Raw genomic sequence first — 12,548 nt, 5'->3', positions numbered from 1 at the left:
CATGGACCCGTATATTCTCGGTCAGCAGTTGATCAATGGCCTCACCCTGGGCTCCATCTACGGCCTGATCGCGGTCGGCTACACGATGGTCTACGGCATCATCGGCATGATCAATTTCGCCCATGGCGACGTCTACATGATCAGCGCCTACATCAGCGCCATCGTGCTGGCGGTCGTCGCCTATTTCGGGATCGACTCCATCGCCTTCGCGCTGCTGCTGACCCTGATCGTGACCATGGTCATGACCGGCTTTTACGGTTGGTGCATCGAGCGCACGGTGTACCGCCCCCTGGGCGGCACTAGCCGTCTGGCGCCCCTGATTTCGGCCATCGGGGTATCCCTGGTGCTGCAGAATTACATGCAGCTCTCCCAGGGCCCCAACGTCCAGGGGGTGCCGGCCATGATCACCGGCAATCTGCGCATCGGCGGGGCGGAGCATTTCATCCAGGTGAAATATATGAGCCTGGTCATCATCGCCGTGAGCGTGCTGGCGATGCTGCTGCTGACCTGGTTCGTGCAGGGGACCAGCCTGGGGCGGCAGTGCCGCGCCACCCAGCAGGACCGCCGCATGGCGACCATCCTCGGGATCGATACGGCGCGGGTCATCTCGCTGGTCTTCGTGATCGGGTCGGTGATGGCCGCCATCGCCGGCGTGCTGGTGACGCAGAATTACGGTTCCTTCGATTTCTTCATCGGCTTCATCATCGGCATCAAGGCGTTCAGCGCCGCCGTGCTGGGCGGGATCGGCTCCCTGCCTGGCGCCATGTTGGGCGGGCTGGTGCTGGGCTGCCTGGAGTCACTGTTCTCCGGTCTGGTCAGCAGCGACTATAAGGACGTGTTCTCGTTCGGCGTCCTGGTGCTGGTGCTGATCTTCAAGCCCAGCGGTCTGCTGGGCCGTCCCGCAGTGGAGAAAGTCTGATGACCGCCCCCTCTCTTGCTGCTTTCCCGCTTGCCGCACGCGCGGCTCCGAACCAGCGGATCTGGCGCAGTCTGAAGGACGCCCTCGTCGCTGGCATGCTGACGGCGCTGGTCCTGGGCCCCGTCACCAATCTGGTGCTGGATCAGTACGATTTCCATTTCCTGCCCTGGCGCGTTCCCGCAATCGTGAACGGCTTGGCCATGGGCGTGATCGTCATGCTGGGTCGCTTCCTGCTTTCCCTGTACGTCCGGGCCAGAGCGCCCCGGCGCATCCTGGCCGCCGGGGCGCAGGGAGCGCCGTCGCTGCCGGCGTCCTTGTCCCCGCGCCGCGTGCTGACGCTGGGCCTGGCCTGCGGCCTGGCCCTGGCGCTGGCGGCGCTGAGCGGCCTCGTGCAGCCAGGCGCGGCCTTTGCGCTAGTCCTGATTCTGCTGTTGCTGCTCCTGGGCTATGGACTGGGGCTGCCGCATCCGCGCGGCAAGCCACGGCCCTGGCGGCTGACGCTGCCGCTGCTGTTCGCCGCCGGCCTGCTGCTGCCCATCCTGCTGAATCAGACCGGGCTGCTGCCCAAGGTCTGGGTCAGCAACCTGACCCTGGCCCTCATCTATGTCCTGCTGGGCACGGGCCTGAACATCGTGGTGGGTCTGGCTGGGCTGCTGGACTTAGGCTATGTCGCCTTTTACGCCGTGGGCGCCTATTTCCTGGCGCTGGGAGCGCAATACCTGGGCATCGGATTCTGGACGGCCTTGCTGCTGGCGCCCGTGCTGGCGGCCCTGTGCGGCGCGCTGCTGGGGTTTCCCGTGCTGCGCATGCATGGTGATTATCTGGCCATCGTCACGCTGGGTTTCGGCGAGATCATCCGCCTGGTGCTGACGAACTGGGTCGAGGTCACCGGTGGACCGAACGGCGCCCCGGCACCCGTGCCCACGTTCTTCGGCCTGGCATTCAGCCGCCGGGGCGCGGACGGCCTGCCGCCCTTCCATACCTTTTTCGGCTTGCCTTATAGCGGCGACTACAAAGCCCTGTTCATCTACGCGCTGCTGTTCGCCGTGGTGGTTGGCGTGCTGTATTGCTTCAACCGCTTGCGGGTGATGCCGCTGGGGCGTTCCTGGGAAGCTCTGCGCGAGGACGAGATCGCGTGCCGTTCCCTGGGCATCAATCACGTGACCGTCAAGCTGTCGGCCTTCATGCTGGGGGCGACCACAGGGGGGGTGGCCGGCGTCTTCTTCGCCGCCTATCAGGGGTTCGTCAGCCCCATGTCTTTCAACTTTTTCGAATCGGTCCTGATCCTGTCCATCGTGGTGCTGGGCGGCATGGGCTCGACCCTGGGCATCATCGTGGCGGCGATCGCGCTGACGCTGCTGCCGGAGATCCTCCGGGCGGTGGCGGATTACCGCATCCTGCTGTTTGGCCTGCTGATGATCGGCATGATGATCTGGCGGCCGCATGGCTTGGTTCGGCCGCGTCGCGCCATGTTCGACCGGGGAGGATTGGCATGAGTCCGGTGGCGGAACGGAAGGCGGCGGTGACGCCCATCCTCAGCGTGCAGGGCTTGACGCAGCGCTTCGGCGGGATATTGGCCAATCAGGACGTCAGCTTCGACGTCATGCCCGGCAGCGTGACGGCATTGATCGGGCCCAATGGCGCGGGCAAGACGACGGTGTTCAATTGCGTCACCGGTTTCTATCGCGCCACGGCCGGGCGCATTGTGTTCGACGACGGCCGGCGGCGGGTGCAGATCAATGAGCTGCTGGACCGGTTTTTCATCGGCGGCTCGCATCTGGTGGCCCGGGTGGGGATCGCGCGCACGTTCCAGAACATCCGCCTGTTCAAGGACATGACGGTCCTGGAAAATCTGCTGGTGGCCCAGCACCGCCGGCTGGACGGCAATCTCTGGCGCGGCCTGCTGGGCAGCGCGCGCTTCGTCGACAAAGAGGACGAGGCCCTGGAGCGCGCCTGGCGGTGGCTGGATGCCGTGGGGTTGTCCGGAGACGGCAACCGCCAGGCCGGAGAACTCCCCTACGGGCGCCAGCGCCGCCTGGAAATCGCGCGCGCCATGTGCGGCGATCCCCGGATCATCTGCCTGGATGAGCCGGCAGCCGGCCTCAACCCCAGGGAAACCGACGCCCTGTCGGATCTGATCCTGACGCTGCGCGAGCGGCATGGCGTCACCGTGCTGCTGATCGAGCACGACATGGGGCTGGTGATGGACATCTCGGATCACATTGTCGTGCTCGATCACGGCGTGGTCATCGCCCAGGGCGGGGCCGGGCAGGTGCGCGCCGATCCGGCCGTGATCGCCGCCTACCTGGGCTGCGATCTGGAGGAACAGGCATGAGCCATTTGCTGGAACTGCGCGACGTGGACGTGGCCTACGGCCCGATCCAGGTCCTGCATCAGATCGAACTGCACGTCGATGCGGGAGAAATCGTATCCCTGATCGGGGCCAATGGCGCCGGAAAAAGCACGCTGCTGATGTCGATCTTCGGCGCGCCCAGGGCCTTTGCCGGTGAGGTCCTGTACAAGGGCCGGGATCTGACCCGGGAGCCGCCCCACCGGATCGCCAGCCACGGCATCACCCAGGTGCCCGAGGGGCGGCGGATCTTTCCGGCGATGACGGTCGAGGAAAACTTGCTGCTGGGCACCTTGTCGATCGGGATGGCCCATGCCGACGAAGATCGGGAAGTCATGTTCGATCTGTTCCCCCGGCTGAAGGAGCGACGCCGCCAGCGGGCGGGCACCTTGTCGGGTGGAGAGCAGCAGATGCTGGCCATCGCTCGCGCGCTGATGGGGCGCCCTGATACGATTCTGCTGGACGAGCCCAGCCTGGGGCTGGCGCCGCTGGTGGCGCAGCAGATCCTGCGGACGCTGAAGGACATCGCCGCGCTGGGCAAGACCATTTTCCTGGTCGAGCAGAATGCGCACCATGCCTTGCGCCTGGCGGATCGGGGCTATGTGCTGGTCAACGGCCGCATCACCCTGACGGGGAGCGGCGAGGAATTGCTGGGGAATGCCCAGGTGCGGGAGGCCTATCTGAGTTCGGGCCGACACCGCGGAGCAACTGGATGACGGGATTGGATGTGGGTACAAAACTGGATACATCGGCGGTGAAGCAGCGCCAGTCCGCGCTGGCGGAGCGTCTGAAGGCGCTGCGCCTGCAAAAGGGCTGGACCCAGGGGCAGGCCGGACAGGCGAGCGGGATCTCGGTCTCGGCCCTGTCCAAGATCGAGAATGGCCTGGTGTCGCCGACCTATGATGTGCTGCTGCGCCTGGCGTACGGACTGGGCGTGGACATCGCAGAGCTGTTCGTGCCCGCCGAGGCGCACATGGGGGCGGGGCGGCGCAGCATTGAGCGGGCGGGGCAGGGCGAGATCCACGAGACGCCGCTGTACCTGCACCGGCTGCTGTGCTCCCAGCTGGCGCACAAGCGCATGATGCCGTTTCGCACCCGTATCAAGGTCCACGAAGGCGTGCAGACCGAAGGCTGGAGTCGTCACGAGGGCGAGGAATTCGTCTACGTGCTGGAAGGCGAGATCGAGCTGCATACCGAGTATTACCAGCCCGTGACCTTGTTCGCCGGCGACTGTTTCTATATCGACAGCCGGATGCGCCATCAGGTCGTCAACAAAGGGACGGTCGATGCGGAGGTGCTCTGGGTAAGCACGACGCCGGACGTCCGTCCGCCCGAAATCCGGGCGTGAAGTCCGGACGGGATTTCAAGGAAGCGCCATGAGGACACAGCAAATTTCCACCCACGATGCGGCGGGGACGCAGGACCTACTGCCCTGGCCCGCGCTGATGGAAGAGATCGCACGGGCGGCGCGGGACATCGAGGCTGGACGCCTGTGCGCGCCGGCGCGGCAGGCCGTGCCGTTTCCCGGCGGCGCTGTGATGCTGTCCATGCCGGCCACGGCGGCGGACGTCGGCATCCACAAGCTGGTCAATGTCGCGCCGGGCAATCGCGCGCGCGGGCTGCCGACGATCAGCGGCATGGTGTCGGTCTATGACGGCGAGACCGGCCAGTTGCGCCTGCTGCTGGACGGGCCGGCCGTCACGACGCGGCGCACCGCGGCGGTGTCGATGCTGGCCGTGAGCCGGCTGCTGCCCGGAGGCCCCCGCCATGCGGTCGTGTTCGGCACCGGCACCCAGGCGGCGGGGCATGTCCGGGCCCTGCTCGACTTGCATCCTGGCGTGCGCGTGGACGTCATCGGCCATGCCCCGGGCCGGGCCGAGCGCTTCGTCTCGGCCTTCGACCCGGACCGGGTCCGGCCCGCCGGCCGGGTCGATCCGGCCGCCGACCTGATCGTCACGGCGACGACCAGCGCCACGCCGGTCTACGATCAGCCCGCGCGCGCCGGCCGGCTGGTGGTCGGTGTGGGAGCCTACCGCGACGACCTAGCCGAAATCGGCGTGCGGACCCTGGCGGACAGCCATCTGTTCGTGGATGACCCCGAGGGCGCCCGGCACGAGGCGGGTGACTATCTGCAGGCGGGTGTGGACTGGGCCAGCGTCCGGTCCCTGGCCGGTCTGCTGGCGGACAGGCCGCCCGAAGGCGCGGCCGTCTTCAAATCCGTCGGCTGCGCGGCCTGGGATCTGGCTGCCGCACGCTGTGCCCTGCGTTTTGATCACGTCTTGGAAAGGAATTCCTCATGACTACGAGTCCCGGCGCAAACTCCAGTCCCCTCGAAGGGACCGAACACGATCAGGTCGCCCAGGCCCGGCGGATGCCCGCCCCCCGTCTGGCCGGTCACGTCCTGGTGGACCAGCTTCGCATCCATGGCACCGATCATGTGTTTTGCGTGCCGGGGGAAAGCTACCTGCCGGTGCTCGACGGCCTGTTCGATGCCGACATCCAGGTCACGGTCTGTCGCCAGGAGGGCGGGGCGGCCATCATGGCCGAAGCCTATGGAAAACTGACCCGCAGGCCCGGGGTCTGTCTGGTGACGCGCGCGCCCGGTGCCGCGAATGCGTTTGCGGGTGTGCACGTAGCGTCGCAGGATTCCACCCCGATGATCCTGCTGGTGGGGCAGATCGACCGGGCCATGCGCGACCGCGAGGCCTTCCAGGAAATGGACTATCGCGCCGTGTTCGGCACGCAGGTCAAATGGGCGGCCCAGATCGATCAGGCTGAACGCATCCCGGAATATCTGTCGCGAGCTTTTCATGTCGCGCTGTCCGGGCGACCCGGCCCGGTGGTCCTGGCACTGCCGGAAGACATGCTGGGCGAAACCATCGTGGTGGCGGACGCCCGGCCTTGCCGGGTGCCGCACACGTTGCCGGCGCCGGCGCAGGTCCGGGATCTGTCCGACAGGCTGGCGCGCGCCGAGCGCCCTCTGGCGATCCTGGGCGGCAGCCGCTGGGATGCGGACGCCGTCCGGGTATTCGGCGCCTTTGCGCAGCGTCACGCGATTCCGGTGGCGGTGCAGTTCCGTCGCCAGATGCTGTGTCCTGTCGATCATCCCTGCTTCATCGGCGATCTGGGGTTGGGAGCCGATCCCCGGCTGCTGGCGGCCGTCCGCGAATCGGATCTGATCCTGGTCGTGGGTGGGCGCCTGTCCGAAGTCCCCAGCCAGGGCTACACCCTGCTCGACATCCCGGATCCGTCCCAGACCCTGATCCACGTGCATCCCGACGTCGGTGAACTGAATCACGTTTATCAGGCGGACGTAGCCATGGCGTGCGCGCCGGCTGACTGGCTGCGCGCCATCGAGGCCTGTGCGCCGACCGCCACAGCATCGCGCCGCCTGCGTTGTGAACGGCTGCATGCCGACCGTCAGGCCTGGAGCGACCCATCCAGCGTGCGGCATCCCGGTCGGCTGCAGATGGGGTTGGTGATGGAGCATCTGAACGCCGTGCTGCCCGATGATGCGATTCTGACCAACGGGGCGGGCAACTACGCCACGTGGCTGCATCGCTTCTATCGTTTTCGGGCCTATGGCACGCAGCTTGCGCCCACGTCCGGTTCGATGGGTTATGGCTTGCCGGCGGCCGTGGCCGCACAGCGCCTGCATCCGGATCGGCGCGTGGTGTGCTTCGCGGGGGACGGCTGCTTCATGATGCACGGCCAGGAATTCGCCACGGCCGTGCAGTATGGCCTGCCGATCATCGTGATCCTGATCGACAACGGGATGCTGGGCACCATCCGGATGCACCAGGAACGGCGCTATCCAGGGCGGGTATCGGCTACGACGCTGCGCAACCCGGATTTCGCCGCCTATGCGCGCGCCTTCGGCGGGCATGGCGAACGCGTCGAGACGACCGCCGAATTCGCCCCGGCCCTGCAGCGGGCCTTCGACAGTGGCCTGCCGTCGATCCTGCACTGCCTGCTGGATCCCGAGGCCGTCACCCCGACGACGACGCTCAGCAAGCTGCGGGCAGGCGGCTGAACGCCGGGTCCATTTTGGGGACGGCGCGGTCTGGCGCGGCGGACGGCAGCACAGGCAGGGACGCCAGGGTATCGCCATCCCCAGTCCTGAAGACCGCCACGGTGTCGGCCAGGTGGTCGGCCTGGCCGCTCAACGAATCGGCTGCGGCAGCCGCTTCTTCCACCAGCACCGCGTTTTGCTGGGTCACCTGGTCCATCTGGGTGATGGCCAGATTCACCTGGTCGATGCCGGTGGACTGTTCGTGCGATGCCGAGGCAATTTCGCCCATGATGTGGGTGACGCGTTCCACCGCGGTGAGGACTTCCTGCATCGTGGTACCGGCCTGGCCCGCCTGCTGCGAGCCGGACTGGATTTCCTGCGAGGTGGTTTCAATCAGCTGCTTGATTTCGCGTGCTGCCTCGGCCGAACGCTGGGCGAGTGCGCGGACTTCGCTGGCCACGACGGCAAAGCCTTTGCCCTGTTCGCCGGCGCGGGCGGCTTCAACGGCCGCATTCAGTGCCAGGATATTGGTCTGGAAGGCGATTCCGTCGATGACCCCGATGATGTCGGTGATGCGCGCGGAGCTTTCGGTGATGCGCCGCATGGTGGCGACCATGCCATCGACCGCCAGTTCGCCCCGCTGCGCGGTGGCCGAGGCCCCCGTCGCGAGCTGGTCGGCCTGGCGGGCATGGTCGGCGTTCTGACGTACGGCCGCCGCCAGCTGTTCCATGCTGGCGGCGGTTTCCTGCAGGGATGCCGCCTGCTCTTCCGTGCGGCTCGACAGATCCGTGTTGCCGGCCGCGATTTCCTGGGCCCCGGTATGGATCTCGCCGACGCTGTGGCGCACCTGGCGGATCATCCGCCGCAAGGCATCCTGGGTGCTGCGCAGGCTGTTGAGCAACAGATGCGCTTCGTTGTGGCTATCCGGTGGGCTGTCGGGGACGGCTTGACCGAGATCGCCATTGCCCAGTCGTTGCATGCCGGTGACGACCTCATGCACAGGCCGCAGTGTGCGGCGGGCCAGCCAGAAGATCGACAGGGCGATCAGCAGCGTACCGGCCAGCATCAGGCCCAGCTGAACCCACATCTGGCGGTTGCTGTCGGCCAGGTAATCGTCGACCGGGCCGAAGCCGTAGATCACCCAGTTCCAGTTGGGGATGGTTTTCCAGGACAGGAAGATCGGTTGTCTCGTGACGTAGACCTCCTGGGCGCCGATGGGTGCGCTGCGGAAAGCCTGGTTCATGGTGGCAAAATCGTCGGGTGGATTGCCGACGCTGAGCAGGTCGCCGGGCTTGCCGAACTGGCCGGCAACCCGGACCCAGTCCGTCTTGTCCAGCGTGGGACGGATAACGAAGAGCTGTCCATGGTCCGCCAGCAGGGCGGCGGTCAGGTCTTTCAGGACGGGGTCGATTTGCGCGCTGATGTCCAGGCGGTCGACGATGCCGCCATAGATGGTTCCATCCGTGCTCTTGAGCGGGTTGGTGGTCACCAGGTGCCATTTCCGGTCCACCAGATCGGGTACGTCCACGGTGACGCCGTGATCCAGTGCCTGGGCAATGGGATCGGCGGGATTCAGGATCTGTCCCAGAGCATGGTCGGGCTCGTCCTGGTATGCGCTGGCGATTCGCATCCAGCCCTTTTGGGTGCGGGCATACAGTTCGGTCGTCATGCCGGTGACGCTGCGCATCAGCGCGCGATTGCCGTTGAATGATTTGCCCCCGGCGGCGAGGACCGGCATGCCGTTTTCGGTCTGGCCCGTGGGTTCGGGAACGCCGCCCAGGTAGCGGATCAGGACGGGATAGAGGGATTTGCTGCGTTCTTTGCCGATGTTGTAGATCAGCTGGAGGATGCGATCGTAGTCTTCCAGGCCCATCCGGTTGGTTGCGCCGACGTTGGCGATGGCTGTCTGGCGGCTTTGCCAGGTGACGATGGACGCCAGGGCCACTATGACCAGAACGGTCATGAGCGTGGCGGCCACGAACAGCTGCGTACCGAGGGTGGCATGGGACATGCGGCTGGTGCCGCGACGTCGCTTGAACATGGGTAGTCTCCGGACTGCAATGTATTTTGATTGGCAGGACGGCGGCATGCGATGTTCACTTGTCCCCGTAGCATAACGATACATGTCCGGTGGCGATCAGGGATCGTCAATCTGAAATACAGTCTATTTCGAGCCGCGTATGAGTGTCCGGGCACTTAAGGCCGGCCTTGGGCGTATCACTGGCCGTCCGGGCCGCGCGTGTCGTTCGCTGCCCGGACGACGTTCCCCTGTCAGACGCGTTCTTCCGCCGTGTTCCAGAAGCCGTGGTGCGATCCTGCGGCTTCGTCCTCGAGCAGGGGGCCGTGGACTTCGATCGCGCGCTGGCCGCGCAGGAATACCTCGCGGCAGGGCAGTGAAAAGGTCGGATTTTCCGGGTGATCACCGGTCAGGGACAGCAGGCGGTGCTCGGATAGCGCATAGACGACCCGACCAATATTGCACCAGTAGATCGCCCCGGCACACATGCAGCACGGTTCCGCGCTGGTATAGAGCGTGCAGTCCAGCAGTTCTTCGGGGGTCAGCTTTTTGGCGGCGGCGGCTGCCGCAGCGAGTTCGGCGTGCTGGGTCGGGTCGCCTGCGGGTGGCAGGGAATTGTTTTCCGCAATGGCGATGATTCGACCTTCCTTGTCCGCCACCAGGGCGGCGAAGGGGTGGTGGCCATTGGACCGGGACTGGTCGGCCAGGGAGATGACCTCCCGCAGCAGATCCATGTCCAATTGCGACAGTTTGGGTGCGGCTGGGCGGGTGGATGTATTCATGGCGTGCTCCTTGATTTCAGGTTGGGCCGCCGCCGGGATGGCGGCAGTTGGAGAGGAAGATTAGGTTTCCAGGGCGCTTTGAGGCGCATCGGCGGGCTGACTCTGGTTCTGGGTGTGCGACTGGGCACTCGTGCCATTGAGCAGGATGTTCAGAACGACGGCGGTGATGGCACCCAGGAAGATGCCGCTGTCGAGGATCAGGCGCAGCGGGCCTTCGACCTGGCCAAACAGGGCGGGAAAGGACATGGGCAGGACGCCGACGCTGACGGAGACTGCCACGATGATGCCGTTGCAGGTACCGTCGAACCGTACGCGGGACAGTTCCTGGATTCCGGCGACGGTAGTCATACCGAACATCACGATGGCGCAGCCGCCCAGGACCGGACGCGGGATGGATGCGATGATCGCCCCCAGCGTCGGGAACATGCCCATGAGCATCATGATGACCCCTGAGGCGGCCACGACGTAGCGGCTCTTGACGTTGGACAGGGCGATCAGACCGGTGTTCTGGGTGAAGGCGTTGTAGGGGAAACTGTTGAATATGCCACCCAGCATGGTTGCCAGACCGTCGGAGCGGAAGGCGTTGCCCAGGGTCTCCTGGGACGAGGGGCGGCCGACGATGGTGCCGATGGCCAGCACGTTGCCGGTGGTTTCGGCCATGATGACCAGCATAGCCAAGGTCATGATCAGGATCGGAGCCACCGCGAATTTGGGCAGTCCGAAGGCGAAGGGCGGGCTGATTTCGAACCAGGCGGCCTCGCCGACATGAGCGAAACTGGTCATGCCGAAGGCTGCGGCGATGGCGGTACCCGCGAACAGGCCGATCAGTACCGACAGGTTGCCGATGAAGCCCTTGTAGCGGGCATAGATGAACAGGGTGATGGCCACGGTCGCCAGGCCCAGCAACAGATTGGGTCCGGAACCGAAGTCGGCCGCGTCCGGGTTGCCGCCGCCCAGCCAGATCGCGGCGGCCGGCATCAGGGAGACACCGATGATGGTGATCAGGCTGCCGATCACCACGGGCGGGAAGAACCTCAGCAGACGGCTGAAGATCGGAGCGATCAGGATGGTGATGAGGCCGCAGGCGATCACTGATCCGAACAGGTGGCTGATGCCATATTGCTTGCCGATCATGATCATCGGCGCGATGGCGATGAAGGAACACCCCTGGATCAGCGGCAGACGCGCCCCGAATTTCCAGCAGCCAATGGTCTGGATCAGGGTGGCGATGCCCGAGGTCAGCAGATTGGCGTTGATCAGCAGCACCATGTCGTGTTGGCTCAGCCCCAGGGCACTGCCCAGGATCAGCGGCACGGCGACGGCACCGGCGTACATAACCAGCACATGCTGCAGGCCGAAGGTGAAAAGTTGTTTCAGGGGCAGGATTTCGTCCACGGGGTGGACGGCTTCTGATCGGGCCATGTGTGTCTCCTGGGTTTTATTTGGATAGTGTGCTGATGATCTACCCGGAGTGATATAGGATACAAATCATCATCCATCGATTTAGGCGATACATCGGAGGCCATGTGCATTACACGTTGGATCAGTTGGAGACGTTCGTCGCCGTCGTCAGGGCAGGGTCTTTCTCCGCGGCTGCCAGGCGCCTGGGCAAGACCCAGTCCACGGTCAGCGCGGCCATCTCGAATCTGGAAATCGACCTGGGTGTCGAGTTGTTCGATCGCAGCCGCAAGTGGCCGGTACCGACAGATGCCGGTGCCAGGCTGTTGCGCCAGGCCGAACTGGTGCTGGAACGGTGTCTGGATCTGGATGCTCATGCGCGGAATCTCACGGAAGCCACGGAAACCCGCGTGCGTCTGGCTATTGATGTTCCCCACAACACGCTGATGGAGCCCTTGACGGATTTCGCCGCTCAGTTTCCCTATGTGGATCTGGACGTTCGTCATGCTTTCGATGGTGACGTGTCAGGTCTGGTTCAGCGGGGTGAGGTGGCGATGGGCATTGCGTTTGCCCAGCGGGACTACCCCCGGGAACTGGCGTTCACTCAGATGGGCAAGCTGATCCTGGTGCACGTCGTGCGCCACGACCATCCTCTGGCGGGGCTGCCGAAAATCGACTTCGTGGAGTTGCGCGGGCACCGGCGCTTGATGTTCCTGGCGCACAATGAGCGCCTGCCGTCGACGGAATATCTAGAGTCCACCCAGTGCTGGCGGGCCGAAAACTATCCAGCGCTGCTGGAGATGGTGCGCGCAGGTCTGGGCTGGACGACGCTGCCGCGTCGGCTGATCCGGCGTGAGCTGGAGACGGGCGAGCTGGTGGAATTGCCCCTGGCGGCATATCCGCATACGGACTGGGTGGTGGGGATCGATCTGGTCTGGCAGAAATCCCACACCATGGGCCGGGCGGGGGTCTGGCTGCTGCAGCGCCTGCGTGGGCACAAAATCTATGAAAAAGATCGGATGGGACACCCGACGACCTGGTAGCACCGGGTCTTGAAAACCCGGTTTACT

At 65.3% G+C, this 12,548-nt stretch carries 11 protein-coding genes; 8 read left to right on the top strand and 3 right to left on the bottom strand.

Annotated elements, in window-relative coordinates; translation table 11 throughout:
* Position 1 precedes the first annotated feature (1 nt).
* The 7 genes from ABCV34_RS09120 (at position 2) to ABCV34_RS09090 (ending at position 7,302) form a co-directional block, all read left to right on the top strand.
* Positions 2–919: a branched-chain amino acid ABC transporter permease LivH gene (locus ABCV34_RS09120; RefSeq protein ID WP_345795911.1), complete on the top strand. Its 918-nt coding sequence runs from the start codon at positions 2–4 to the stop codon at positions 917–919.
* The gene (gene livM / locus ABCV34_RS09115) at positions 919–2,415 is read left to right on the top strand and encodes a high-affinity branched-chain amino acid ABC transporter permease LivM (protein WP_345795910.1); all 1,497 of its coding nucleotides are present in this window, start codon (positions 919–921) and stop codon (positions 2,413–2,415) included. Before ABCV34_RS09120 ends, livM begins: the two co-directional genes overlap by 1 nt.
* The gene (locus ABCV34_RS09110; RefSeq protein WP_345795909.1) at positions 2,412–3,254 is read left to right on the top strand and encodes an ATP-binding cassette domain-containing protein; all 843 of its coding nucleotides are present in this window, start codon (positions 2,412–2,414) and stop codon (positions 3,252–3,254) included. Before livM ends, ABCV34_RS09110 begins: the two co-directional genes overlap by 4 nt.
* Entirely contained in the window at positions 3,251–3,985 is a 735-nt protein-coding gene (locus tag ABCV34_RS09105) for an ABC transporter ATP-binding protein (protein ID WP_345795908.1), read from the top strand. Before ABCV34_RS09110 ends, ABCV34_RS09105 begins: the two co-directional genes overlap by 4 nt.
* Positions 3,982–4,617 carry an XRE family transcriptional regulator gene (locus ABCV34_RS09100; RefSeq protein ID WP_345795907.1) on the top strand — a complete coding sequence of 212 codons (636 nt, stop codon included), beginning with the start codon at positions 3,982–3,984 and terminating at the stop codon, positions 4,615–4,617. Before ABCV34_RS09105 ends, ABCV34_RS09100 begins: the two co-directional genes overlap by 4 nt.
* Before the next feature lie 28 nt (positions 4,618–4,645).
* Positions 4,646–5,569 (top strand): delta(1)-pyrroline-2-carboxylate reductase family protein, encoded by a 924-nt coding sequence (locus ABCV34_RS09095; RefSeq protein ID WP_345795906.1) that lies wholly within the window; start codon positions 4,646–4,648, stop codon positions 5,567–5,569.
* Between the two features lie 71 nt (positions 5,570–5,640).
* Positions 5,641–7,302, top strand: a complete 1,662-nt coding sequence (locus tag ABCV34_RS09090; protein WP_345798748.1) for a thiamine pyrophosphate-binding protein — start codon at positions 5,641–5,643, stop codon at positions 7,300–7,302.
* Here ABCV34_RS09090 and ABCV34_RS09085 read toward each other — a convergent pair.
* From ABCV34_RS09085 to ABCV34_RS09075, 3 genes are all read right to left on the bottom strand, one after another.
* Positions 7,277–9,322 (bottom strand): methyl-accepting chemotaxis protein, encoded by a 2,046-nt coding sequence (locus ABCV34_RS09085; RefSeq protein WP_345795905.1) that lies wholly within the window; start codon positions 9,320–9,322, stop codon positions 7,277–7,279. The genes ABCV34_RS09090 and ABCV34_RS09085 overlap by 26 nt on opposite strands.
* A gap of 230 nt (positions 9,323–9,552) precedes the next feature.
* Entirely contained in the window at positions 9,553–10,080 is a 528-nt protein-coding gene (locus tag ABCV34_RS09080; RefSeq protein ID WP_345795904.1) for a nucleoside deaminase, read from the bottom strand.
* A 60-nt stretch (positions 10,081–10,140) separates the two neighbouring features.
* Positions 10,141–11,502 (bottom strand): nucleobase:cation symporter-2 family protein, encoded by a 1,362-nt coding sequence (locus tag ABCV34_RS09075; protein WP_345795903.1) that lies wholly within the window; start codon positions 11,500–11,502, stop codon positions 10,141–10,143.
* A gap of 104 nt (positions 11,503–11,606) precedes the next feature.
* Between ABCV34_RS09075 and ABCV34_RS09070 the strand changes: the two genes are divergently transcribed.
* On the top strand, positions 11,607–12,521 hold the full coding sequence (locus ABCV34_RS09070) for a LysR family transcriptional regulator (protein WP_345795902.1): 915 nt from the start codon (positions 11,607–11,609) through the stop codon (positions 12,519–12,521).
* Positions 12,522–12,548 lie beyond the last annotated feature (27 nt).

The organism is Castellaniella sp. MT123 (genome assembly GCF_039614765.1).
Classification (GTDB): Bacteria; Pseudomonadota; Gammaproteobacteria; order Burkholderiales; family Burkholderiaceae_B; genus Castellaniella.
The sequence above is the reverse complement of the archived record's forward strand: the minus strand, read 5'-3'. Positions and strand labels throughout refer to the sequence as shown.